Source organism: Rhizobium bangladeshense (genome assembly GCF_001662075.1).
Taxonomy (GTDB): Bacteria; Pseudomonadota; Alphaproteobacteria; order Rhizobiales; family Rhizobiaceae; genus Rhizobium; species Rhizobium bangladeshense_B.
Window position 1 is genome coordinate 71,392 of record NZ_LYPL01000019.1, and the last position, 24,796, is coordinate 96,187.

The following is a 24,796-nucleotide window of genomic DNA, read 5'->3' on the forward strand; positions in this document are numbered from 1 at the left end:
ATGCGAAGATTTCTGTCCAAGGCAGCGCAGCTCCTTCTAAGAGGTTTCGTTGCCAGGACCTGCGCTATCTCAGCGGGTAAGTCTCAAAAAGGCATCGGTCCGGGCGCAAATTGATGCTTTTCGCGCGCAATAATTTTCCCTACTCACTGCTTGAAAGCAACGAGAGGGGCGGCGATGGCGATGCCATTCTACTGGAACGAACTCAATACCGACGATTTCGCCGGCCTTTCGCCCGACACGACCATTGCCATCCTTCCGATCGCCTCTACGGAACAGCACGGTCCGCACCTGCCGATCGCGACCGATGTTGCGATTGCCAACGGCATGCTGGCGGAGCTTCGAAAGCAGAAGCCTGCCGAGCTCGACTTCCTTGTTCTGCCGACGCAGGAGATCGGCAAGGCGAATGAGCATGTCTATGGACCGGGAACGCTGTCACTCGGTGCGGATCTGCTGATTCCGGTCTGGACGGCGATCGGCGCCAAGGTGGCCGAAGCCGGCATCCGCAAGCTAGTGATCGTCAATTCGCATGGCGGCAACGCCGATATCATGAACATCGTCGCGCGCGAACTACGCGTGCGTCACCAGATGGCCGTCGTCTCCACGCAATGGGGCCGCTTTGGACACCCGGAGGGGGTGATCAGCGAACACGAGCTGAAATACGGCATCCACGGCGGCGAGGTGGAAACGTCGCTCATGCTCCATTTCCGGCCTGACCTGGTGCGAATGGACAAGGCAGAGAACTTCACCTCGAAGGCGGAGTGGATGCGCGGGCAATCGAAATATATTCAGCCGCTGCCGCCACATTCGCTCGCCTGGATCGCCCACGATCTCAATCTCAATGGCGTTGTCGGCGACGCGTCGCTCGGCACAGCCGAAAAGGGCGAAGCAATCTGCCGCCACCAGGTCCAAGGGTTCATCGAACTGCTCCATGACCTGAAGCGCTACCCGCTTTCCAATCTCTATTCGAGATAGGGTTTCTATCGCGCGCGGCTCAGATTGCTGCGGGTTTTTCCGCCGCGATGTGGCCTTTGGCCTGCAATTCCTCCACCAGGCCGGCCAGTTCGGCCAGGAGGTATTCGACGAACAGGCTGGTCGCGGAATCGAGCGGGGCGCGGGCGCGGGCAAAAAGCTTCATCGGCTGGTGGCGGGCATGCGGCTCCGCGATCGGCCGGAAGACCAGCTCGCCCTGGCGGCATTCGGTGATGACGTCGAGCGGATTGAGAATTGTCAGCCCCGCCCCCGACTTGACCAGCTTCTTCAGCATCTCCGAGGCATTGGTTTCGAGCACCGGCTCGACATGCACGTCGAGGCGGGCGAGCGCCAGATTGATCACATCTCGCAGGCTGGTGCCTTGCTGCGCCAGCACCAGGCGCTCCTGGACGATATCCGCCAGGTTGATCGGACCTGACCCGATCAGATGATGGCCTGGCGGCAAAACCACGCCGATCGGGATGTCGAAATTGCCGAGCGTGCGGATGCCGGGCGTTGCCGGAATATTGAAGCCAAGGCCGATATCCACCTCGCCTGAGATCACCGGGTTGACCGTCATCGTTCCGGCGTCGTTGCGCAATTGCATGAAGACACGCGGATGCTCCGACTGGAACCGGGCAATGATGTCAGGCAGTGGACCGGCAGCCAGGCCAACCGTGGTTACGATGCGGACCTTGCCGGCCTGCTGCATCTTCAGGCTACGGATGCGCCCCTCCAGCCGCTCGTAATTCTTCAGCACCTCGCGAATATGTTCGATGCAGAGTTCGCCGGCGGCCGTCAGCCGCAAACCGCGCGGCAAACGCTCAAAGAGCGGCGCGCGCATCTCCTCCTCCAGCGCAAGAATTTGCCGGTTGATCGCCGACGACGCCACGTTCAGCCGCGCCGCCGCCTTGCGGATCGAGCCCGTGCGGGCGATCTCATTGATGTAGATAAGCTTTCTGGAATGCAGCATCGCAACCTCGTTGCATAAGAATAAAGCAGACGCACAAATTAGGCACAGGCTTTCCGTGAGATGCCGAAAAGGCATCATTGCGCACGAAATTTGATGCTTTTCAAAGAGCAACGCAACCGCTCCTATGAGGAAAATGGAACGTCGCGATGGGCGTTCCGCGCTCAGAAGGGGAACGCTGATCATGGCTGATGCACTGAAGAACTGGGGCCTTTCCGCACTTGCCGGTCTTGGCGGCGCGCTTGCCGCCATGGCCTCCGCCCATGCGGCCGACAAGGTGAGTTACGGCACGAACTGGCTGGCCCAGGCCGAACACGGTGGATTTTACCAGGCGGTCGCCGACGGCACCTATGCCAAACACGGCCTCGACGTCACCATCGTGCAGGGCGGCCCGAACGCGGCAAACAGCGCGCTTTTGATCTCCGGCAAGATCGACTTCTACATGGGCGGCCCGCAGGGCGAGATTTCGGCCGTCGAACAAGGCATTCCGCTCGTCGATGTCGCGGCGATCTTCCAGAAGGATCCGCAGGTGCTGATCGCGCACCCGGACGCCGGCATCGAGAAATTCGAAGACCTCGCCAAGCTGAAGACGCTGTTTCTCAGCAAGGACGGCTACCTCACCTATTTCGAATGGATGAAGGCGAATTTCAAAGGCTTCAATGACGAGCAATACAAGCCTTACAATTTCAGCCCGGCTCCGTTCCTCGCGGACAAGGACTCCGCGCAACAAGGCTACCTCACCTCGGAGCCCTATGAGATTGAGAAGCAGGCCGGCTTCGAACCGAAGGTCTTCCTGCTCGCCGACAACGGCTACTCTCCCTATTCGACGATGATCACCACGACGCAGACGATGATCGACAGCAAGCCTGATGTGGTTCAGCGCTTCGTCGATGCCTCCATCGAAGGCTGGTACAACTATCTCTACGGCGACAACAGCAAGGCGAACGAGCTGATCAAGAAGGACAATCCTGAAATGACGGATGGCCAGATCGCCTATTCGATCGCCAAGATGAAGGAATACGGCATCATCGAGTCCGGCGACAGCCTGGACAAAGGCATCGGCTGCATCACCGATGCACATTACAAGGCGTTCTTCGACGAGATGGTCGCGATCAAGGTCTTCAAGCCGGAGACGGATTACACCAAGGCGTTCACGACGAAATTCGTCTGCAAGAGCACCGGCATGGCGATGAAGAAGTAGGCTGGCCGCAACCCCCGATGATCCGCCGCGGCTGCGGCGGATTGCATCTCCCCGCATGAACGAGACAGGCAATGCCGCTAGCAGAAGCCCAGGCCGTATCCCCACAAGAGACGCGCAAGCGGCCATTGGTCGTCATGCGCTCGGTTTCAAAGGTTTTTTCCAGCGGAACCGTCGCACTTTCGGACATGTCGCTCACCGTCGAAAGCGGCGAATTCGTCAGCCTCCTCGGCCCTTCCGGCTGCGGCAAGTCGACGGCGCTGCGCATCATCGCGGGCCTTGGCGACGTGACATCGGGGGCGATCGACTGGCCGAGTTCGCGCATCAATTCGAAAGGCCTGCCGGAAGGTGATATCGGCTTCGTCTTCCAGGAACCGACGCTCATGCCCTGGAAGAACGTATTCGACAATGTCCACCTACCGCTGAGGCTGAGGGGTGTTTCGAAAGCCGCCGCCTCCGACCGAATCATGGATGTACTGACCACGGTCGGTCTGCAGGATTTCGCCAAGGCCTATCCGCGCGAACTCTCCGGCGGCATGAGGATGCGGGTTTCGATCGCCCGCGCGCTGGTGACGAAACCGAAGCTTCTGCTGATGGACGAGCCCTTCGCAGCACTCGACGAAATCACCCGCCAGAAGCTGAACGACGACGTGCTGCGGCTCTGGAAGACGACCGGCATCACCGTCATCTTCGTCACCCATTCCGTTTTCGAGTCGGCCTATCTCTCGAACCGCATCGTGGTGATGAAGGCAAGGCCCGGCCGGGTCCACGCCGACCTGCCGCTAACGACCAGCCTGGAGCGCGACGCCTATTACCGCAGCTCCGAAGAATACAGGAAGGCCTGCGAGACGGTCTCCCATTCGCTCATCGGCGCAATCAATTCGGCTGGAGATCATCGATGAGTGACGAGACCGACGCATCGCCCCATGCGGATGCCTCCAGCGCCAGGCGCCGCGATCTCGCATTGCGCATCGCCGTTCCACTGCTCGTCATCGCCCTCCTCATTCTGATCTGGTACGCCTATGTGAAGCTGTCAGGCGTGCCGCCTTATATCCTGCCGGGTCCGGCGGCTGTGGGGAACGCCTTCGTGACCGACTGGGCCACGCTTGTCCCTGCCTTCTGGGTCACCACCAAAATCACCTTCCTGTCGCTGATGCTGGCACTTGTCGGCGGCGTCGGCTTTGCGATCTTCCTCGTGCAGTCGCGTTGGATCGAACTCGCCTTCTATCCGCTCGCCGTCATCCTGCAGGTGACGCCGATCGTCGCGATCTCGCCGCTGATCCTGATCTATGCGCCCTCGACGCAGGTGGCGCTGCTGATCTGCGCCTTCCTCGTCGCCTTCTTTCCGATCCTGTCGAACATGGTCCAGGGGCTGAAAAGTGTCGACCACAATCTCATAAACCTCTTCGAACTCTACGGCGCCTCCCGCTGGCAGACACTGCTCTATCTCAAGCTGCCCGCCGCCCAGCCCTATTTCATGACAGGCCTGCGGATCGGCGGCGGCCTTGCGCTGATTGCCGCCGTCGTCGCGGAATTTGCGGCGGGATCGGCGGGTGCGGGTTCCGGGCTCGCCTTCCGGCTCCTCGAAGCCCAGTACCGGCTCAACATCCCCCGCCTCTTCGCCGCGCTGCTGATGCTTTCGCTTCTCGGCGTCGCGATCTTTGCCGTCACCTCGTTCATTTCCTGGCTTGCCCTGCATCGCTGGCACGAGAGCAGCCTGAAACGGGAAAGCTGATGACCTATCCCTTCATCTCCCCGCCCAATGCCGGCCGCTTCGCACTGTGCAATGCGACGCTTCCTGCCGCCACCACCGTAGGATTTGACGCGCCTGCCATCGAAGGTCTGGTCAAGGCCGATATCGTCATCACCAATGGTGTCATCTCCGCACTGCTGCCGGCGGGCGAAACGCAGGCGGAATTCGCGAGATCCGACCTGAAGGAGGGCATGGTCTGGCCGTGTTTCGCCGACATGCACACGCACCTCGACAAGGGGCATATCTGGCCGCGCAACGCCAATGCGGACGGCACTTTCATGGGTGCGCTGGAGGCCGTGCGCACCGACCGCGAAGCGAACTGGTCAGCGGCAGATGTCTGGAAACGCATGGAATTTTCGCTGCGCTCGGCCTATGCGCACGGCACCAGCCTGATCCGCACGCATCTCGATTCGCTGGCGCCGCAGCACCGCATTTCCTTCGAGGTTTTTGCCGAGATGCGCGAGGCATGGAAGGACCGGATCGCGCTGCAGGCGGTGGCCCTCTTCCCGATGGAAAATATGGCGGATGCGGGTTTTTTCGCCGACCTGGTTGCTGTCGTGCGCGAAAAGGGCGGACTGATCGGCGGCGTCACCCGGATGACCGCCGATCTCGACTGCCAGCTCGACATGCTTTTCAGGACTGCCGCCGACAACGGCTTCGATGTCGACCTCCACGTCGACGAGACCGACGATCCCGCTGCCGAGACCTTGAAGGCGATTGCCGAGGCCGTGCTGCGCAACCGGTTCGAAGGCCAGGTAACGGCCGGCCACTGTTGCTCTCTCGCCCGGCAAGACGAGGAGACGGCGAAGCGCACGGTCGAGATCGTCGCAAAGGCTGGCATTTCCATCGTCTCGCTGCCCATGTGCAACATGTATCTGCAGGACCGCTACCCCGGCCGCACACCGCGCTGGCGCGGCATTACCCTTTTCAAGGAACTGGCCGCGGCCGGCGTGGCAACCGCGGTCGCCTCCGACAATACCCGCGACCCCTTCTACGCCTACGGCGACCTGGATCCGGTCGAGGTGTTCCGCGAGGCCGTGCGCATCCTCCATCTCGATCATCCATTGGATACGGCCGCGCGCATCGTCACCACTTCGCCCGCCGATATTCTCGGCCGGCCGGATATGGGCCGCATCGCCGTCGGAGCCCCGGCCGATCTCGTGCTCTTCAGCGCCCGGCGCTGGAGCGAATTTCTTTCCCGTCCGCAGTCAGACCGCGTCGTGCTTCGCCGCGGCAAGGTGATCGACCGCAGCCTGCCGGACTATCGTGAACTCGACAGCGTCGTTGGAGCCTGACATGACCGATTATCAGACGATCAAAAAGGAACTCGAAGGCATCGCCGTCGAAGACAATCCGGCGCTGGTGCGCCAGAAGAGCCGGGATTTCTATTGGTATTCGCCAATCCTGAAGGCGCAGCTCGACAATGTGACGGCCGATTTGGTGGTCACGCCGAAGAATGAGGAAGAGGTCATCCGCACGCTGAAGGTTGCTTTCGCCCATGGCGTGCCGGTCACGCCCCGCGGCGGCGGCACCGGCAATTACGGCCAGGCGATGCCGCTCTCCGGCGGCATTGTGCTGAACCTTGCGGCCATGAACAGGATCAAGGAAATCCATCCCGGCCGGGTGATCTGCGAGCCGGGCATCATCATCGCTCAGCTCGACAAGCAGACCAAGACCCATTCCGGCCAGGAGCTGCGCTTCCACCCTTCGACCGCGCAGATGGCGACCGTTGGCGGCTTCATCGCCGGTGGCTCCGGCGGCGTCGGCTCGATCACCTGGGGAGGCCTGCGCGATCTCGGCAATATTCTGCGCCTGCGCGTCGTCACCATGGAAGCCGAACCGCGTGTGCTCGACCTCACCGGCTGGGACCTGCAGAAGGTCAGCCATGCCTATGGCACCAACGGCATCATCACCGAAATCGAAATGCCGCTGGCGCCTGCCTATGACTGGGTCGACGTGCTCGTCGGTTACGACGACTTCATGGCCGCCGTGCGCTTCTCGGATGCGCTCGCCAAATGCAACGGCATCCTCGTCAAGGAGATCGCGCCGATCGCCGCACCGATACCGCACGATTATTTCACGCGCCACAAACCCTATATCCGCAAGGGACAGTCGGTCGTGGTGCTGATGATCGCGCCGCATTCAATGGATGCTTTCCTGGCCTTCTCCGCCGCGCATAAGGGCGAGGTCGTCTTCCGCTCCGACACGGTCGAAAGCATGAAGGGCATTCCGCATGCCTATGAGCTTGCCTGGAACCACACGACGCTGCGCGCCCTGAAGGTCGACCCCAACTTCACCTATCTGCAGGTTCAATATCCGGGGCCGGATCACGTGGCCAAGGTCGCCAAGATGGTCGAGATCTTCGGGGACGAAGTGCCGGGCCATCTCGAATTCATCAGGTTCGACGGGCAGATCCAGTGCTCCGGCCTGCCGCTGGTGCGTTATACCTCGGAGGAACGCCTCGAGGAGATCATCAGGATCCATCAGGATCACGGCTGCCCGATCTTCAACCCGCACCGCTACACGCTCGAGGAAGGCGGCATGAAACGCACCGACAAGGTGCAACTCGCCTTCAAGCACGAGACCGACCCGAGGGGGCTCCTCAATCCCGGCAAGATGATTGCCTGGGAGAACCCCGATTTCGATTTCGATGCCGGCAAGAACTATCTCTTCCCAGGGCTTGCGAGCGTCATGGAGGCCTCATGAGAGTTCTCGTCCTTCACTCGCATCCGGTCGAGGAAAGCTACGGCAAGGCGCTTTACAAACAGACGCTGGAAAGCCTTCGCAAAGCCGGTCACGAGGTGGATGGCTGCGATCTCTATGCCGAGAAATTCGATCCCGTGCTGTCACGCAACGACCGGCTCGCCTATCACGACTATCCCGGCAATTCCGCACTGGTGAAGCCCTATGTCGATCGGCTGAAGCAGGCTGAAGGACTGGTACTGGTGACGCCTGTCTGGAACTTCGGTTTCCCGGCAATCCTCAAAGGCTATTTCGATCGCGTCTGGCTTCCGGGCGTCTCTTTCGAACTTGTCGACGGCAAGGTGGAATCGCGGTTGCGCCATATCACCAAGCTCGCCGCCGTGCTGACCTACGGAGCAACCCCATTCCGCGCCTTCGTGGCCGGCAACCCGCCGAAGAGGATCGTCAAGCGCGTGCTGAGGGCGCAGATCAATCCGCTGCGGCCGGTTACCTTCCTTGCTCATTACGACATGAACAATTGCACACCTGAAACGCGGGCGCGGTTTCTGGAAAAGGTGCAGACATCGATGGAACGGTTCTGAAACGGGTCGCCCCCAGCAGACGTCACAATACTTTGGCGGCGGTGACCTCGACTTCTACGAGGAATTCCGGCCGGGTGAACCCGCCGACGATGATCAATGTAGAGACCGGCTTCGGATCGAGCGTGTAGCGATCGCGCACCGCCATATAGGCCGGAAAATCCTCGCGTTTCGTCACGAATGCCGAAATGCGGATGACATCCGCAAAACTCATCTCCGCATCGGCAAGAATGGCCTTGATCGCCTCGAAACAGAGCTCGGCCTGCTTGCCGATATCTTCCGGCACCTTCTCGTCGAGACCGATGCCGAGCTGGCCTGAAACGACGAGAAGCGACGCGCCCGGCGGCACCAGCAGCCCGTGATTGTAATTTCCAAATGGACGGCGGACGGACGGCGGATTGAAAATCTTCTTCACCGGCATTTCCATAGCGCGATTTCCTTCAACTCCTCGGCCAAACCCTCTCCGACGTCAAGCGCCTCGCTCTTTCCGCTCGGCAGCGGCCGCAAAGACGGCGCTGGCGTCGCTGACGATCTCCACATGGGCATAGGCCGCGCGCGCGGCGGCCGCGCCGTCCGCGCGCATGATCGCCGTCACGATCACGTCGTGCTCGTCATAGGATTTCGCCAGCCGGCCAGACAGCCGGAACTGCGCGCGGCGAAAAGGCGCAAGCCGGGCCCTGCTCTGCGTTACCAGCTCATAGATGTGCTCATTGTGCGCGCCGCGATAGAGCCGGCTATGAAATTCGGTATTATAGGCAGCATACTCTTCGTCGGCGCCCTGACGCACGAGCCGGGCGGAGGCGCGGTGCTCGATTTCCAACAGGCGCCGCTCCTCGATCGTCATCCGCTCGGCAGAAAGCCGAGCGCAAATGCCCTCGAGCTCCGCCATCGCCTCGAACATCGAATGCAGATAGGTTTCCGTCACATTGGTGACGACGGCGCTGCGGTTCGGCTCGCGCTCGACAAGCCCCATCGCTCCGAGTTCCCGGAGCGCCTCGCGCACAGGGGTGCGCGACACATCGAACCGGGCTGCCAGCGAAATTTCGTCGAGCTTGTCACCCGGCAGCATCTGCCCGGTCACGATCATGTCGGCGATTGCCCGCACCATCTGCTCGACGGTCGTTCCTGCCCGGATGATCTCCCGGCGCCGGATCTGCTTCGATGGGTCACTCTGGTCGTTGGTCATGCTGCATACACATGCATTGCCCACGACACAAAGTCAAATATGGAAACAATGCACTGTTTTCATTTGCAAAATGATGTTAATCCGCAACCGAAAACAAGTTAACTTTCTATATAGTGTGGAATTTTCGCCAGCTTTATAGGCTTTGCATAAATTTTATACTGTGAGTCCGTCAAATTGCATACACTTGCGACATCCGTCAAACGGCTTCGAAATTACCATCGTAAAATCAACCCCTTAATATCTGGCACGTCCATTGCATACACTTTCCCGTATCCAATGAACCGGCAGAACGCCATAAGGGGAGCATTCCAATGACCAAACTCCTTTCCATGAACCGCCGCAATTTTCTTCAGGCCTCTGCTGCCGCTGCCCTTGCCGGCGCCGCGCCCGGCCTGCTTTCCTCGCGCGTCCTTGCCCAGAGCGCCCTTACCGTGGGCTTCATCTATGTCGGCCCGAAGGACGACTATGGCTACAACCAGGCCCATGCCGAGGGTGCGGCCGCCATCAAGGCGCTGCCCGGCGTCACCCTCGTCGAGGAAGAGAACGTGCCGGAGACGGTCGACGTCCAGAAGACGATGGAATCGATGATCAACCTCGATGGTGCGGCTCTGCTTTTCCCGACCTCCTTCGGCTATTTCGATCCGCATATGCTGGCGATGGCCGCCAAATATTCCGATACCCAGTTCCGCCATTGCGGCGGCCTCTGGCAGAAGGGCAAGCACCCGGCCAATACCGGCTCTTACTTCGGTTACATCTTCCAGGGCCAGTATCTAAACGGCATCGCGGCCGGCCATGCGACGAAAAGCAAGAAGATCGGCTTCGTCGCCGCCAAGCCGATCCCGCAGGTGCTGCAGAACATCAATGCCTTCCTGCTCGGCGCACGCACCGTCGATCCGACCATTACCTGCCAGGTGATCTTCACCGGCGAATGGTCGCTCGCCGTCAAGGAAGCCGAAGCCACCAACGCATTGGTCGACCAAGGTGCCGATGTCATCACCTGCCATGTCGACAGCCCGAAGGTCGTTGTCGAGACGGCGGCCGGCCGTGGCGCCTTCGTCTGCGGCTATCATGCCAACCAGAGCCCGCTCGCGCCCGAGAAGTACCTGACCGGCGCCGAATGGGCCTGGGGCAACGTCTACAGCGACTTCGTCAAAAAGGCGCAGGCCGGCGAAAAGCTCGGCAACTTCGTTCGCGGCGGCCTGAAGGACGGCTTCGTCAAGATGAGTGCACTCGGCCCCGGCGTTTCCGAAGCCGGGCGCAAGGCCTTCGATTCTACCCATGCCGAGATGATGAAAGGCGGCTTCTCGGTCTTCAAGGGACCGCTCAAAGACAACAAGGGCGGCACGGTCGTGACCGCCGACAAGAGCTACGCCGAAGATGCGATCGAGCTCGAAAGCATGAACTATCTGCTCGAGGGTGTCGTCGGATCCACGGCGTAAACCGCGAGGGGGAAGCGCCATGACCGTCAAGGCCAATGATCCCGCAATATCCATCGCCGAAAACCCGGCTTCGCTGCGCCCCATCCTCGAATGGATCGCGCGAAAAGCCGAACCTCTTGTCATCGGCTTTGCCGCCATCCTGATCGGTCTTGCGCTCTTCTCCCTGTTCATCCTGGCGATTGGTAAATCGCCGGCAGTGCTTTTCCAGCTCATGTATACCGGCGGCTTCGGCAGCTGGTTTTCGGTGCAGAACAGCTTAAGCCGTGCCGCACCCCTTCTCCTGACGGCACTCTGCGTCGCCCTGCCCGCCCGCCTCGGTCTCGTCATCATCGGCGGGGAAGGCGCGGTCGTGCTGGGCGGCGTTGCCGCCGCGGCCATGGCCATGCCCCTCGCGAGTTCGGCGCCGGTCTTGCTGACGCTCGTTCTCATGGGAATTGCCGCCATGGTGGTCGGCGGCATCTGGATCGGCCTTGCCGGTTTTCTGCGCCACTACCGCGGCGTCAACGAGACCATCTCGTCGTTGCTGCTCTCCTATATCGCCATCGCCTTGATGAATCAGTTCGTCGAAGGGCCGCTGCGCGATCCTGCAAGCCTCAACAAGCCGTCGACCAAACCGCTGCCGGCAGAGTACATGCTCGGCAACCTCCCCGGCATGGACGTGCATTGGGGCCTTGTCATCGGCACTGTCGCCTGCATTCTCTCCTGGATCCTGATCGAAGTGACGAGCTACGGCTTTGCCGCCCGTATTGCCGGCGGCAATGTGCGCGCGGCCCAGATTCAAGGCTTGCCCGTGGGCAGGCTGATTGCCGGCTTCACGGCGATCGCTGGCAGCTTCGCCGGACTTGCCGGCATGATCGAGGTCGCCGCCGTCCAAGGCAGCGCCAACGCCTCCCTTGCCGCCGGCTACGGCTATACCGGCATCCTCGTCGCCTTCCTGGCCAGACACAATCCGCTGGCGATCGTCCCCGTCGCCATCCTGCTCGGCGGCATCGAGGCCTCCGGCGGCCTGATCCAGCGCCGCATGGGGCTGCCTGATGCCACGGTGCTGGTGCTGCAAGGCATGCTCTTCCTCGTCATCCTGTTCTGCGAGACCTTCTACGGCCGCTTCAAGATCTTCAATCCCGACCTCTGGAAGAGGAGACCCTGATGGAAGAGACAGGCATCGGCTTCTGGGGGGTGCCCCTCGCCATTCTCGCAGGCGCCATCCGTGTGTCCACCCCCTTCATCTTCGTCAGCCTGGGCGAGACGATCACCGAGCGCTCCGGCCGTATCAATCTCGGTCTCGAAGGCACGCTCGTCTTCGGCGCAATGACGGCCTATGCCGTCGCCGTCATGAGCAATTCCCCCTGGCTCGGCGTGCTCGCGGCCATGGCGACAGGCGCGGTCTTCGGCCTCGTCCACGGCTGGATCTGCAAATGGCCGAAGGTCAACGATATCGCGATCGGCATCGCCATGATGCAGTTCGGCCTAGGGCTCGCCTTCTTCCTCGGCAAGCCCTTCATCCAGCCGGCGGCGCCGCACCTGCCGGCAATTCCGCTCGGCTTCTGGTCCAGTCTGCCGCAGATCCAGGCGGCGTTAAACATCAACGTGCTGTTCCTCCTCGGAGCCGCCCTCGCCTTCCTTCTCTGGTGGGCGTTCAAGAATACTCGCGTCGGTCTCGTCCTGCGCGTCGTCGGCGACAGCACGGACGCAGCGCGGGCCATGGGCATTAATCCGGATCGCGTGCGACTGCTCGCCACCGCCGTCGGCGGCTCGCTGGCGGCAATCGGCGGCGCCTATCTCTCGCTCTATTATCCCGGCTCCTGGAACGAGGGGATCTCCTCCGGTCAGGGTCTGATGGCCGTGGCCCTCGTCATCTTCGCCCGATGGAATCCCATCGGCTGCTTCCTTGCCGCCCTGCTCTTCGGCGGCGCCGGGGCGCTCGGACCGGCGCTGCAATCGGTTGGGGTGAGCGAAGGTTATTATCTCTTCTATGCCGCCCCTTACGTGCTGACGCTGGTCATCATGATCGCGACCTCTTCGCCGACACGTTCGCTCACCAGTGCGCCCGGAGCGCTTTCGCTGACAAAGTAGCATGAAAGGAGCCAAGCCATGAACGGTCTCGGCGGATTGAACAAATCGGAACATGGCGTCGGCATCGGCCTCGTCCAATTGCAGCTCCCCGTTACCGTCACGAGAGAAGATCTCGCCCGCCAGACACAGGTGATCGTCGACCTCGTCGGTAAAGCGCGACGCAACCAGCCCGGCATGGATCTGGTTGTTTTCCCTGAATACGCCCTTCACGGCCTGTCGATGGATATCAATCCCGCGATCATGTGCACGCTCGACGGGCCGGAGGTCGCAGCCTTCAAGAAGGCTTGCAAGGGGAACGCGATATGGGGCTGCTTCTCGATCATGGAGCTGAACCCTGAGGGCATGCCCTACAATTCCGGGATCGTCATCGACGATAAGGGCGAGCTGAAGCTTTATTATCGCAAAATGCACCCATGGGTGCCGGTCGAACCATGGGAGCCTGGCAATGTCGGTATTCCGGTCATCGACGGGCCGAAGGGCGCAAAGCTCGCGCTCATCATCTGCCATGACGGTATGTTCCCGGAGATGGCACGCGAATGCGCCTACAAAGGTGCGGAAATCATGATCCGCACGGCCGGTTACACCGCGCCGATTCGCGAAAGCTGGAAATTCACCAATCAGTCGAATGCCTTCTGCAATCTCATGGTTACGGCGAGCGTCTGCATGTGCGGCTCGGACGGCACCTTCGATTCCATGGGCGAAGGCATGGTCTGCAATTTCGACGGCACGATCATCGCTCACGGCGCCTCTGGGCGCGTCAACGAGATCATCACCGCCGAAGTCCGTCCCGATCTGGTGCGCGAAGCACGCCTCGGCTGGGGCGTCGAAAACAATATCTACCAATTCGGTCATCGCGGCTATGTCGCTGTCTCCGGCGGCGCGGGTGACGCACCCTATACCTACATGCACGACCTCGTCGCTGGCAAATACCACCTTCCCTGGGAGGATCGGGTGAAGGTCACGGACGGTACGTCCTGTGGCTTTGAGAAGCCGACGCGGCGCTACGGTGAAACATTCAAGCTCGCGGGTGAATAGGAGAAGAAGACGATGGACGCCATGGTCGAAACCAAAGGACATTATATCGACGCCGACCCCTATGCCTGGCCTTATAACGGCGATCTGAGGCCTGACAACACCGCCCTCATCATCATCGACATGCAGACGGATTTCTGCGGCAAGGGCGGCTATGTCGATCACATGGGCTATGACCTGTCGCTCGTCCAGGCGCCGATCGAGCCGATCAAACGCGTGCTGGCCGCCATGCGCGCCAAGGGCTATCACATCATCCACACCCGCGAGGGCCATCGGCCCGATCTTGCCGACCTGCCGGCCAACAAACGATGGCGCTCGCAGCGGATCGGCGCAGGGATCGGTGATCCGGGGCCTTGCGGGCGTATCCTGACCCGCGGCGAACCCGGATGGGACATCATCCCCGAACTCTATCCGATCGAAGGCGAGACAATCATCGACAAGCCGGGCAAGGGCTCCTTCTGCGCCACCGACCTTGAGCTGATCCTCAACCAGAAGCGCATTGCAAATATCATCCTGACCGGCATCACCACCGATGTCTGCGTATCCACCACGATGCGCGAGGCCAATGACCGCGGCTTCGAATGCCTGCTGCTGGAAGATTGCTGCGGCGCGACCGACTACGGCAACCATCTCGCCGCCATCAAGATGGTGAAGATGCAGGGCGGCGTCTTCGGCTCCGTCTCCAATTCGCAAACGCTTGTGAGCCAGCTGCCATGAGCACGGTCCGCGACACGCCTCTCCCACAGGCCGGCAGGGCCGTCGGCATCGATACGCTTGACATGACGATGCGCTTTGGCAGCTTCACGGCACTCGACCATGTCTCGATCAAGGTGCCCGCCGGCAGCTTCCATGCTCTGCTCGGCGAAAACGGCGCCGGCAAATCGACCCTCGTCAAATGCATCATGGGCTTCTACCACGCCACGTCGGGCGCGCTTTCCGTCGACGGCCACGAAGTGGCCATCGCCTCACCCAAGGACGCCGCCCTCTATGGCCTCGGCATGGTCTATCAGCACTTCACGCTCGTCCCGTCCCTGACTGGCGCGGAAAACCTCGTCATCAGCCGTGCAGAAGTGCCCGCCATCATCAACTGGGTCAAGGAGCGGAAGGACCTTGCCGCCTTCATGGAGCGCATGCCGTTCAGGATCCCGCTGGAACGGCCGGTGAGCGAGCTAGCCGCCGGCGAGAAGCAGAAGCTGGAGATCGTCAAGCAGCTCTATCTCGGCCGCTCCTTTCTCGTTCTCGACGAACCGACCTCGGTTCTGACGCCTGCCGAAGCCGATGAGATGCTCGGTCTCATCAGGGGAATGACCGGGCGCGCCGAACTGACCGTGCTGATGATTTCGCACAAGTTCCACGAGGTGACGAAGTTCGCCGATGCAGTCTCGGTCCTGCGGCGCGGCCGGCTGGTCGGCACCGGCAAGGTCGGCGACCTCTCGACATCGGAGATGGCCGCGATGATGATCGGCGACGTGAAGCTTGCCGCACTCGACAGCCGCGTTCCTGTCTCCAAAAACGCCAGGCCCGTCCTTGCAGTGGAGCAGGTCCAGGCGCCGGACCGCTCTGGCCTCAAGACCATTACGATCGACAATCTCATGGTCCGCTCCGGCGAGATCGTCGGCATTGCCGGCATTTCGGGCAACGGCCAGAAAGAGCTGACGGAAATTCTCGCCGGCCAGCGGCCGGCCGACAGCGGCCGCGTGAGCGTCAATGGCAAGACCTATGGCGCGACGCGCCACGAGACCCGCAGGAACAATGTCCGCTTCATCCCCGAGGAGCCGCTGCAGAACGCCTGCGCCCCGAGCATGACGGTCAGTGAAAATCTCGCCTTCCGGACCTTCGACCTGAAGGCGGACGGCAAGGATGCGATCTGGCTGAACAAGAGCAAGATGAAAAAGCGGGCGGCGGCACTGATTTCGGACTTCAAGGTGAAGGCCGCTTCCTCGTCCTCGCCGATCGCAGCCCTTTCAGGCGGCAACGTGCAGCGCGCCGTGCTTGCCCGCGAACTGACCGGCGAGGTGGACCTGCTGATCGTCTCGAATCCCTGTTTCGGCCTCGACTTCTCGGCTGTCGCCGAAATCCGGGCCCGCATCATGCAGGCCCGTAATGCCGGCACGGCCGTGCTGCTGCTGTCCGAAGACCTCGACGAACTGCTCGAGATGTCCGACCGCATCATGGTCATTTCCGACGGCAGGCTGGTTTACGAGACACCGGCGCGTGCGGCCGATATCGCCGTGATCGGCGCTCACATGGCGGGGCATCATTGATGGGCGAGATCAAGGCAGAACCCTTCGCTTTCCCGGTGAAGCACGATCAGCTCGCCCTTATCGTCATCGATATGCAGCGCGATTTCGCCGAGCCCGGCGGCTTCGGCGCAAGCCTCGGCAACGATGTCAGCCGCATCAGCAGGATCGTGCCCGATGTCAAACGCCTCATTCAGGGCTTCCGCTATGCCGGTCTGCCGGTCATCCATACGATGGAATGCCACCGGCCCGACCTTTCGGATCTGCCCCCGGCGAAACGCAACCGGGGCAATCCCGTGCTCAGGATCGGAGACGAAGGCCCCATGGGCCGCATCCTCGTAGCGGGCGAGCCGGGAACGGCGATCCTCCCGGAGCTTGCTCCGGTCGACGGCGAAGTGGTCATCGAAAAGCCCGGCAAGGGCGCCTTCTATGCCACCGGACTCGGAGAGGTGCTGCAGCATAAGGGCATCAAGCAACTGGTCTTTGCCGGCGTGACCACCGAGGTCTGCGTCCAGACGACAATGCGCGAGGCGAACGACCGGGGTTATGAGTGCCTGCTCGCCGAGGAGGCGACGGAAAGCTATTTTCCCGAGTTCAAGGCCGCTGCCATCGCCATGATCCGCGCCCAGGGCGCGATCGTCGGCTGGACCGCCCATGTCGACGATATCCTGGAGAGCATCGCCCATGCCTGAAACGACCCGCGAACTTCTGACCTCAGGCGGCTGGAAGGAACTGGAGTTCGGCCCCTTCCGCAATCAGGTGACCATCCATTGGATCCGCCCCTTCGAGGACGACCATCCGGGCGTGGCGCTCCTGAAATACGAGGCCGGCGCCAGCGTTCCGCGCCACCGGCATGAAGGACTGGAAACCATTCTCGTTCTCGACGGCGTACAATCAGACGAGGCCGGCGATTACATCAGCGGCAGCTATATCGTCAACGCGCCCGGCACCGAACATTCGGTCTGGAGCGATACCGGCTGTGTCGTGCTCATCCAATGGGATCGGCCGGTGAAAATACTGGAAGAAGAAGTAGCGTAAGATCGACGATGCCAGCCTTCGACATCGCCTCGCTGCGCCGGTCTATCGCGATGGCCGACCGCGATTGTTGGCATGGCCCTGGCCGCGAGACCGATCCCAGCACGAGGCGTACGATCAAAGGTTTCACGCAGGTTTTCAATTCGATCGCCTTGAAGGGATTGGAACCGACGACTCCCAAGCTGATCAGCTAAGTGCTTGATAAATCAAGCTTCTCGGCGTAATGCAGGACCGGGGCTGACCAGCTGATGAATCTTGGAGAGATTTGGAGCGATCGAAATCGTATGTCCCGGACGAAGCTTTTAGCACCGCGACACTCCGAGGCGGAAGGCGGTTGCGCGCAAAGCTGCGACGGCTGGTCATCACTTGGCGGCTATGTCAGCTCAACGATCCGCAGCCGGTGCGCTACCGCGGCAGCGGCGCCGCGACTCGGCACCGATAGTTTGCCTAAAATGTTGGAGACGTGCACGCTCGCCGTTTTCGAGGAAATAAACAAATTCCTGGCGATGTCGCGGTTGCTCTGTCCGTCCGCGATGAGCCGAAGTACCTCAAGTTCCCGATCAGTTAGGCCAAATGGCGCTTTTCCAACACAATCGTCCTCCCCATCCCGTAAATCAATCCGGGCCTTCGCAGCGAAGGCCCCAATCTGGTCGGACAGAAGTTGCGCGCCAATTGAATGGGCAAGATGAAATGCCTGTCGGAAATTGCGTGCCGCATGCACTCGCTTGGCGGCGTTCAATGCGGCGGCACCTGCCTGCATAAGGGCGTATGCCTGCCGGAAAGGCTGGTTCAGATCGGCCCAGCTTCGGGCAACTGCCTCCCATATATTTATGTTAGAGGCCGGAGCCCGCGACATCTCAGCCGAGATTTCCAGACTTTCGGCGTCCTCCACCTTGTTGCGTCGCGGAGCGCGGCCAGCGAGCTCTGCGAGTTCGAGAACAACGTCCTTCTGGCGCGTATCGACCGCAACACGCATGGCGGAGACCATGAGCGGCCATGACACGCCTCCTTGGGCCTTTAGAAACATCAGGGCGGATTTAGCTGAACTTGCAGACCCATCCCGATCGCCCGCGAGAGCTCGGCTTTCGATCTCATATCTACGAAGATTGGCCGCCATTCGATTGGCAACTTGGGGGCCGGGCGGAAGATCGCGCAGCGAACTCACCGCGGCCGCCAGCCGGTCCACGTCTCCTAACACGATGGCGATTTCAGCTTGGCATTCGAAGACGTGAACAAGTCCCAGTGGCAGCGGATCTAACGCCGCCATCCGTTCGCATGTTTCAGTGGCCTCGGAGACACGGCCCAAGCCTAAATAGGCGCGGCAAAGGGGCGCGCCAACCAGAGCTCCGATATACCTTGCCTGCCCGAGCTCGACCGTCCGCGCAAAGATTGCCGGTCCAATGTCAATAATCTGACTATACTCTCCTGCGTCGAGTAAGGCCTGCAGCAGCGCTGCGCCCGCAAGAACCTCGACTCGGCCGGTGGACGCCTGCTCCGCTCGCCCTACGACGATCCGATGAGCATCGATACAAGAGGCGTTCGGGGGCATGTTCAGCATCGCCCCAATGATCATGCCTTCGATGCGGTATTCCTCATCGTCGAGCCTCTCTGCCAGGTCCCTCAATTCCTCTCCCAATCGCTTGGCGCGGTCGAACTCCCCCCGCAAAATCAATGCGCGGGAAAACTGCCCCAATGCGTCAGCACGAAGCCTTGTTGGGCTGACTGCATGGTCAAGCGCACGCTCGAGATCTGCGATCTCGCCTGAGACGAGCGAATGCTGACGCATCACCGCACGCTGCAGGAGTAGTGCCGCCAACTGCTCACCATACCGATCGGCGTCAAGTTCAGCGAGTGCGCGGTCGACAAAGGCGAGCCCCTGCTCCGCCTCCGCCGCCCAACAAGCGGCGTCAGCGGCGAGTTCCAAAACCTTACAATGGTCCGCTCCGATCAATCGCCTTGCATTTTCGACCTCCGGCCACGCCGCCAGCACGAGCTTCAACATCTCCATCTGGTCCATATAGGCGAAAGCGGCAGCGGCCTCCCCCGCAGCTTGCCAAGCCCATTTGAGACAGCGTTCTGCTTGGCCGGCTCCATGCCAGTGCCGCGCAAGCGCTACAGAATGCCAAATCCGGTAGCTTGGAATCGAGCCACGTTCGAGCACGTCGGCGTAGAGGCGATGGATGGCCACCTTTTCGCCAGCGATCAGGTCGCCGCGCACAGCGTCGTGGATGAGCGCGTGGCGGAACGCATATCCATCTCGATCGGGGACCAGGACCCCAGCCGAAATCGCAGGGCGCAGCAGTTCGACCAGATCGAGGTCCGGTTTGTTCGTCACGCTGCGAAGAAGCGAATGGGTGATTTGCGGTCCTCCGAGCGCCATGACTTTCAACAATCCGCCGGTGGATGGCGGCACCTCTCTCACGGCTCTCAGCAGATAGTCATTGAGAGAGCCGGTGACATTTGCGCGCAGGCTTCCGCTCGCGTCGATGAGGGCCTCGGTGAACAGCGGAATTCCGCAACCCCGCGCATAGACACTGTTGATCACAGCAGGCTTCGGCGGCCGCCCTAGCAAGCCCTCGAGCTGAACGGCGATCTCTGCATAGGTGAGGCGACGGAGTTGAAGCACCTCGGAGCCCTCGCAAAGAGAGATATCCCCAATGGTTGTCCGCAGTGCGTTGCGGCTTGCCTCCTCGGCTCGATACGTAACGATGAGCATGAGCCGGATGTCCATCAGTCGCCGCGTCAAAAAGCGAAGCAGATCGAAGGTTCCCTGATCGGCCCAGTGAATGTCCTCGATGACCACGACGAGCGGCATCTCGCGTGCCAGTTCCTCAAACAGCTTCCGCATCGTCTCGAAAAGCCGCGACCTCGCGATGCCCGCGTCAAATCGTTCAGATAGCTCGCCGAGTTCAGGAAGGAGCCATGCCAGCTCTCGCGCGCCTTCGCAGCCGACAAGCGATTTGATCAAGGACTGGCCGCGTAGGCGAGCCAGTTCATGCAACAGACCTGTAGCGGGCGCATAAGGTAACGCCGATTCCTGTTGCTCAATGCACCCACCCTTAAGGATCAATGCGCGGCCTGAGAGCCGGTTTGTGAATTCTTCCACCAACCGGCTCTTTCCGCCACCAGCTTCGGCCGCGAGAAGAATGCAACGCTGCCGACCGCCCGAGACGTCTCGGAAAGCAGAATCCATCGAATTGAGTTCTGCGATTCGGCCCGAGAACCGCGTCCTTTTGCGGAAAGTCGACAAAAAATGCTCCGAGAGCTGGAGTTCCGAGATTAACGAGTTGGGGTTTTAACCGTGCCGGCGCGCACAATTGGGAGCTGGGTGTGGGGTCTGGCGGCTAGTTGGCAGGCTGGCACCGATATCATGCAGGGCTCCCAGATTAGATGTGCTCAATCGTCCGATGATTAATCTGCTCCTCGACGCGCATTTCGCACGGTCCTACTCAATATGCCTGATGCGGCACTCCCCACCTTAGCCACAGTATGCGGACACGAAGAAGACGTCTACCGGGCAGCCGCCCAACAACCTACGTCTTCTGAGACCATGAACCGAAGGAAGGATTGGCTGAATGAAACTCTACTCTGCACCCGGGTTCACCAGCTTGGCAGATCATATCGCGATGCTGGAGGCTGGAATTCAATTCGACTTGATCAAGGTCGATCTCGAGACGAAACTAGTCGAAGACGGGGGTCGCTACCCGGACATCAATCCCACCGGCTATGTTCCCGCTCTCATGTTCGACGACGGTGAAGTGATGACGGAAAATGTCGCGATCCTGACGTGGATCGCCGACCGCGCGGCCGAACTTGCGCCCCAGGGCCATCTTGGCCGCTACCGCCTGATCGAGATGCTGAGCTTTATCGCGACCGAGATTCACAAGCGGTTCCCCACCTATCTCGCGCTTCCGGAGAACGTCAGGGAGCCCACACGCCAGCAGCTGTTGCATTGGTTCAGCTTCCTCGCGGGCCGATTGGATCGCGGCTACCTTTTCGGAGAAACCTTTACGGTCGCGGATGCCTATCTCTTTCAATTGGCGTGGGGGGCGACTCACCTCGGCTTCCCCCTCCCCGAGCCGTTTGACGACTACCTCGCTCGGATCGAAAAGAGGCCCGCGGTACAAACAGCGTTGCGCCGCGAGGGCCTGGCATGAGCGAGCTTGCTATCCGCACCGACGGGGTCGAACTCACAACGCAGAGCTTCGGCAATCCGACCCAGCCGCCGCTGCTCCTAATCATGGGTGGCATGGCTTCAATGCTATGGTGGCCGCAGGAATTCTGCCAGCGGCTCGCCGATCGGGGCCTTTTCGTGATCCGTTATGATCAGCGCGACACAGGTCTTTCGACGAAATATCCTCCCGGTCAGCCGGGCTACACCTTCGACGACGCCGTCGATGACGTGTTCCGCGTGCTCGACGGGTACGGGATTTTGAACGCCCATGTCGTGGGCTTTTCCCTTGGCGGTATGGTCGGTCAGGGCGCTGCGCTGAAGCATCCGGAACGAGTGCTTTCGCTGACGGCGATAAGCACCTCGCCACTCGGGATGGACACGTCCGGCCTTCCGTCCAGCGACGAGGCCTGGATGGAACATATGTCTGTCGAGGCAAACTGGGCGGATCGGGCAGACGCGGTGGCCTACCTGGTCGATGACGCGCGCTTGACTGCGGGAACGGCGCATCCATTCGACGAAGCCCGAACCCGAGCTTTCCTTGAACGGGATTTCGACCGGTCCGGAGGCTATCTCAGCGCCACCAACCACAGCATCCTCTTTGAAATCGGCGAGACTTGGCAGGGCCGACTGAACGAGATGGAAGTGCCTCTACTCGTCATTCATGGCAGAGCCGATCCGGTCTTCCCGCTGGCGCACGGCGAGGCACTCGCGCGCGCTGTCAGGGATGCAAGTTTGCTGAAGATAGAAGGCGGTGGCCACGAACTTCATCACGGCGACTGGGGAGAAATCATTTCTGCCATCGACGATAATGTCGGAAGGTGGCACCTGCGGTGCAGGTAGCGTAGCATCGATTTATGGAACTTGACTCGCCGGGCAGCCTGACGGGTCAGTTTCCATCAGCCTGAAGACGTGCCAAGCGCCCGCCAATTCCGCATAACCACCGCTTTGCCGAATTGATCGCGGGTCTTAGCGCTCCTGCCTCTTGAGGTCAGACTATACGGATCGCACCGACGTTCGCTCGACCAGTTTACAGGGCATAACGCGACTGCTCGGAGCCTTGTTTCCCGCCACCACGCTATTCAACAATTCCGCTCCTTCCAGACCCAAATCGTAATAAGGCAAGGCCGCAGTGGTCAGTTCCGGCTTCAGCGCCAGGGAAACCGTCCGGAAATCGTCAAAGCCGACGATACTGACATCCTCAGGGATGCGCAGACCCAATGCCATTGCTGCTATGTAGACTTGAATCGTCATTTCGTCATTGCCGCTCATGATCGCAGTCGGCCGATCCTTTTGTTGCAGCATCTCTGTCGCAACGGCAAAAACGTAGTTCTTCTCCGCTCCGACCGGCCCTTCCATGCCCAGACGGATGCTCAGGTCGCCCTCGGCAAGGCCAAAATCTGCAGCGGTTTTACGGAAGGCATCGAGGCGTAGCTGCGCACCCAACAAGATGGGATTGAGCCGGATGTAGCCGATCTTTCGATGACCCCGGTCAAGCAGATAGCGGGTAAGATCTTGCGCGCCCTGGTAGTCATCCGGCTCGATCGACGGCAATAGTTCGTCCGTCTGGGGCCTGCAGTTGATCATCACCGTCGGAATCCGGACGTCGCCGGCCTCAGGATCCACGGTGCGACGATACATTGTCACATAAAGAACCCCGTCGATTCGATGGGACTGGAACATTTTCCAGATGTCAGCTTCTCTCTTGGACGAGCCACCAGTATTAGCCATGAGGATGGTCTTCCCGTTCGCATTGGCCCAATCCTGTATTCCTCGCACGATGTCGACCGAATAGGGCGTCGTAGACACATAATCTGTGATGATGCCGAAGGTGTTGGAGCGGCTCGACCGTATGAGGCGCGCAGCCATGTTGGGGATGTAGCCAAGATCCCGAATAGCCTTCTCCACACGCTCCCGTGTTTCCTCCGTCACGTAGGGCTCGCCGTTAATCACTCGAGAGACTGTCTTATTCGAAACCCCGGCCGCTTTCGCGACGCTGATAATGCTGACCATGTCCCGCCGATCTCCTTGTTGGGAATCGTTCTAAACCAGTTTGCTGACAACGTCGACATATTTCTATGACAACGTCGACAACGGGTATTGACAACGTCGTCATAGAGTGACTATGGTCCAGGAAAGCAAGGGTGCAAATGCGAGTGCCCCGGCGAGCAAGGGAGGAATCAATGAGGAAACTGCTTGGTGCCAGCGCGCTTGCGCTCATCTTCATGGCGGCCGCGGCGAAGGCCGAAACCATCAACATCCTTGTCGAAGGCGGCGGCGAAATGCTGCAGAAGGCGGTGGCCGAAAAGTTCACCAAGGAAACCGGCATTGAGGTCAAATTCACTGTCGTTCCCTATCAGGGCGTGTTCGACAAGTTCTCTGCCGAGATCGCCTCCGGCTCGTCGGCATTCGATGTCGTGTCGATCGACGTGGTCTGGAACGCGAAGTTCGCGAGCCACGTCGAGGACATGTCGCCCCTCTTTACCGATACAGTGCGCAAGGATCTGCCGCCGGCTTTGCTTGCCGACGCAAAGGTTGGCGACAAGATGATCGGAATGCCCGCATGGGCGAATGCCGAGATTGTCTTCTACCGTAAGGACCTCTTCGATAAGCCCGAGGAAAAGGAAGCTTTCCAGGCAAAGCATGGGTATCCCCTTGCGCCGCCCAAGACCTGGCAGCAATGGCGTGACATGGCGAAATTCTTCACGCGCGACACTGACGGCGACGGCAAGGTCGACTTCTGGGGCACCGACACCATCGGCACCTTTTCGGAAGAATGGATGGCGCATGTGCTGCAGGCGGGCTCGCCCGGTGTGATCCTTGACAAGGATGGCAATGTCATCATCGACAACGAGGCGCACAAGAAGGCCCTCGAGTTCTATATCGCGCCGCACTGCACCGATCACTCGGTTCCTGAAAACGTCAACGAAATCGGCTGGGGCGAGGCCCAAAATCTGTTCTATCAGGGCAAGACGGCGATGATGAAATTCTGGGCGCACGCCTACAAGATGACGCCTGAGGATTCCAAGGTCAGCGGCAAGGTCGGCGTCGCTCCGATGTTGGCCGATAATGCAGGCATCGCCGCTATTCCGGGTCCCTGGTACAATGTCATTCCTTCGACATCCCAACACAAGGATGCGGCGAAAAAGTTCATCGTTTTCGCAATCGCCAACAATGGATTGGGCATCGAAGCCCCGCTTGGGCTTGCCGCGACAAACTCCGCCTATAACAGCTACGCCAGCAAGTCCGGCTATGAGCATTTCAAGCCGCTGCTTGAAACGTTGGGCGCGCCGGCAACGCAAGGCCGGCCGATGAACGAAAAGTATCAGGAAATCGTCGACGAAGCTGTCCTGCCTGCTGTGCAGCAGGCGCTGACGTGCAAGGCGGACGTGGGAGAAGTGCTTACGGAAGCCAAGGAAGCGATCGAGGATATCCTCGATTAAAGCGCG

The 24,796-nt window shown here is 60.6% G+C and carries 23 protein-coding genes; 18 read left to right on the forward strand and 5 right to left on the reverse strand.

The annotated features are described in order from the left end of the window. Nucleotides 1-174: 174 nt before the first annotated feature. A complete protein-coding gene (locus A7X77_RS27780) occupies nucleotides 175-972 on the forward strand; it encodes a creatininase family protein (RefSeq protein ID WP_064686061.1) in 798 nt (265 codons plus the stop codon). Between the two features lie 19 nt (nucleotides 973-991). Here the strand turns inward: A7X77_RS27780 and A7X77_RS27785 are convergent, their stop codons facing one another. Beyond that, nucleotides 992-1,942 (reverse strand): LysR family transcriptional regulator, encoded by a 951-nt coding sequence (locus A7X77_RS27785; RefSeq protein WP_064686062.1) that lies wholly within the window; start codon nucleotides 1,940-1,942, stop codon nucleotides 992-994. 181 nt (nucleotides 1,943-2,123) lie between these two features. Here A7X77_RS27785 and A7X77_RS27790 point away from each other — a divergent pair, with 181 nt between their 5' ends. From A7X77_RS27790 to A7X77_RS27815, 6 genes are all read left to right on the forward strand, one after another. Further along, nucleotides 2,124-3,140, forward strand: coding sequence for an ABC transporter substrate-binding protein (locus A7X77_RS27790; protein WP_064686092.1), 1,017 nt, complete (start codon nucleotides 2,124-2,126; stop codon nucleotides 3,138-3,140). Nucleotides 3,141-3,211: 71 nt separating this feature from the next. Further along, a complete protein-coding gene (locus tag A7X77_RS27795; protein WP_064686063.1) occupies nucleotides 3,212-4,039 on the forward strand; it encodes an ABC transporter ATP-binding protein in 828 nt (275 codons plus the stop codon). Beyond that, nucleotides 4,036-4,872: an ABC transporter permease gene (locus tag A7X77_RS27800; protein WP_064686064.1), complete on the forward strand. Its 837-nt coding sequence runs from the start codon at nucleotides 4,036-4,038 to the stop codon at nucleotides 4,870-4,872. Before A7X77_RS27795 ends, A7X77_RS27800 begins: the two co-directional genes overlap by 4 nt. Then, on the forward strand, nucleotides 4,872-6,185 hold the full coding sequence (locus tag A7X77_RS27805; RefSeq protein ID WP_064686065.1) for a cytosine deaminase: 1,314 nt from the start codon (nucleotides 4,872-4,874) through the stop codon (nucleotides 6,183-6,185). Before A7X77_RS27800 ends, A7X77_RS27805 begins: the two co-directional genes overlap by 1 nt. Before the next feature lies 1 nt (nucleotide 6,186). Then, entirely contained in the window at nucleotides 6,187-7,596 is a 1,410-nt protein-coding gene (locus A7X77_RS27810; RefSeq protein ID WP_064686066.1) for an FAD-binding oxidoreductase, read from the forward strand. After that, complete coding sequence (locus tag A7X77_RS27815) at nucleotides 7,593-8,174, forward strand: NAD(P)H-dependent oxidoreductase (RefSeq protein WP_064686067.1); 582 nt, start codon at nucleotides 7,593-7,595, stop codon at nucleotides 8,172-8,174. The genes A7X77_RS27810 and A7X77_RS27815 overlap by 4 nt, the downstream gene beginning before the upstream one ends. 22 nt (nucleotides 8,175-8,196) lie before the next feature. On the opposite strand, the gene A7X77_RS27820 is transcribed toward A7X77_RS27815, so the two are convergent. Together A7X77_RS27820 and A7X77_RS27825 are read right to left on the reverse strand one after the other, a co-directional pair. Next, entirely contained in the window at nucleotides 8,197-8,586 is a 390-nt protein-coding gene (locus A7X77_RS27820; RefSeq protein WP_039623491.1) for a RidA family protein, read from the reverse strand. A 54-nt stretch (nucleotides 8,587-8,640) separates the two neighbouring features. Next, nucleotides 8,641-9,357, reverse strand: coding sequence for a GntR family transcriptional regulator (locus tag A7X77_RS27825; RefSeq protein WP_064686068.1), 717 nt, complete (start codon nucleotides 9,355-9,357; stop codon nucleotides 8,641-8,643). Nucleotides 9,358-9,668: 311 nt separating this feature from the next. Between A7X77_RS27825 and A7X77_RS27830 the strand changes: the two genes are divergently transcribed. The 8 genes from A7X77_RS27830 to A7X77_RS27865 are packed head-to-tail and all read left to right on the forward strand — an operon-like array spanning nucleotide 9,669 to nucleotide 17,179. Then, nucleotides 9,669-10,796: a BMP family ABC transporter substrate-binding protein gene (locus A7X77_RS27830; protein ID WP_064686069.1), complete on the forward strand. Its 1,128-nt coding sequence runs from the start codon at nucleotides 9,669-9,671 to the stop codon at nucleotides 10,794-10,796. 19 nt (nucleotides 10,797-10,815) lie between these two features. Further along, nucleotides 10,816-11,943: an ABC transporter permease gene (locus A7X77_RS27835; protein WP_064686070.1), complete on the forward strand. Its 1,128-nt coding sequence runs from the start codon at nucleotides 10,816-10,818 to the stop codon at nucleotides 11,941-11,943. Then, complete coding sequence (locus A7X77_RS27840; RefSeq protein ID WP_064686071.1) at nucleotides 11,943-12,869, forward strand: ABC transporter permease; 927 nt, start codon at nucleotides 11,943-11,945, stop codon at nucleotides 12,867-12,869. The genes A7X77_RS27835 and A7X77_RS27840 overlap by 1 nt, the downstream gene beginning before the upstream one ends. A gap of 18 nt (nucleotides 12,870-12,887) precedes the next feature. After that, complete coding sequence (locus tag A7X77_RS27845; protein WP_064686072.1) at nucleotides 12,888-13,904, forward strand: formamidase; 1,017 nt, start codon at nucleotides 12,888-12,890, stop codon at nucleotides 13,902-13,904. Between the two features lie 12 nt (nucleotides 13,905-13,916). Continuing rightward, nucleotides 13,917-14,618 (forward strand): biuret amidohydrolase, encoded by a 702-nt coding sequence (biuH, locus tag A7X77_RS27850; protein WP_064686073.1) that lies wholly within the window; start codon nucleotides 13,917-13,919, stop codon nucleotides 14,616-14,618. Then, the gene (locus A7X77_RS27855) at nucleotides 14,615-16,165 is read left to right on the forward strand and encodes an ABC transporter ATP-binding protein (RefSeq protein WP_064686074.1); all 1,551 of its coding nucleotides are present in this window, start codon (nucleotides 14,615-14,617) and stop codon (nucleotides 16,163-16,165) included. The genes biuH and A7X77_RS27855 overlap by 4 nt, the downstream gene beginning before the upstream one ends. Then, on the forward strand, nucleotides 16,165-16,833 hold the full coding sequence (locus A7X77_RS27860; protein WP_064686075.1) for a cysteine hydrolase family protein: 669 nt from the start codon (nucleotides 16,165-16,167) through the stop codon (nucleotides 16,831-16,833). Before A7X77_RS27855 ends, A7X77_RS27860 begins: the two co-directional genes overlap by 1 nt. Next, complete coding sequence (locus A7X77_RS27865) at nucleotides 16,826-17,179, forward strand: cupin domain-containing protein (RefSeq protein ID WP_064686076.1); 354 nt, start codon at nucleotides 16,826-16,828, stop codon at nucleotides 17,177-17,179. The genes A7X77_RS27860 and A7X77_RS27865 overlap by 8 nt, the downstream gene beginning before the upstream one ends. A gap of 370 nt (nucleotides 17,180-17,549) precedes the next feature. On the opposite strand, the gene A7X77_RS27875 is transcribed toward A7X77_RS27865, so the two are convergent. After that, nucleotides 17,550-20,426, reverse strand: a complete 2,877-nt coding sequence (locus A7X77_RS27875; protein ID WP_064686078.1) for a helix-turn-helix transcriptional regulator — start codon at nucleotides 20,424-20,426, stop codon at nucleotides 17,550-17,552. A gap of 325 nt (nucleotides 20,427-20,751) precedes the next feature. Between A7X77_RS27875 and A7X77_RS27880 the strand changes: the two genes are divergently transcribed. After that, nucleotides 20,752-21,333: a glutathione S-transferase N-terminal domain-containing protein gene (locus A7X77_RS27880; RefSeq protein WP_064686079.1), complete on the forward strand. Its 582-nt coding sequence runs from the start codon at nucleotides 20,752-20,754 to the stop codon at nucleotides 21,331-21,333. Further along, on the forward strand, nucleotides 21,330-22,190 hold the full coding sequence (locus A7X77_RS27885; protein WP_064686080.1) for an alpha/beta fold hydrolase: 861 nt from the start codon (nucleotides 21,330-21,332) through the stop codon (nucleotides 22,188-22,190). Before A7X77_RS27880 ends, A7X77_RS27885 begins: the two co-directional genes overlap by 4 nt. Nucleotides 22,191-22,343: 153 nt before the next feature. Here A7X77_RS27885 and A7X77_RS27890 read toward each other — a convergent pair whose 3' ends face one another. Further along, nucleotides 22,344-23,360 (reverse strand): LacI family DNA-binding transcriptional regulator, encoded by a 1,017-nt coding sequence (locus A7X77_RS27890; protein ID WP_064686081.1) that lies wholly within the window; start codon nucleotides 23,358-23,360, stop codon nucleotides 22,344-22,346. A 170-nt stretch (nucleotides 23,361-23,530) separates the two neighbouring features. Here A7X77_RS27890 and A7X77_RS27895 point away from each other — a divergent pair, with 170 nt between their 5' ends. Continuing rightward, a complete protein-coding gene (locus tag A7X77_RS27895; protein WP_064686082.1) occupies nucleotides 23,531-24,790 on the forward strand; it encodes an ABC transporter substrate-binding protein in 1,260 nt (419 codons plus the stop codon). Nucleotides 24,791-24,796 lie beyond the last annotated feature (6 nt).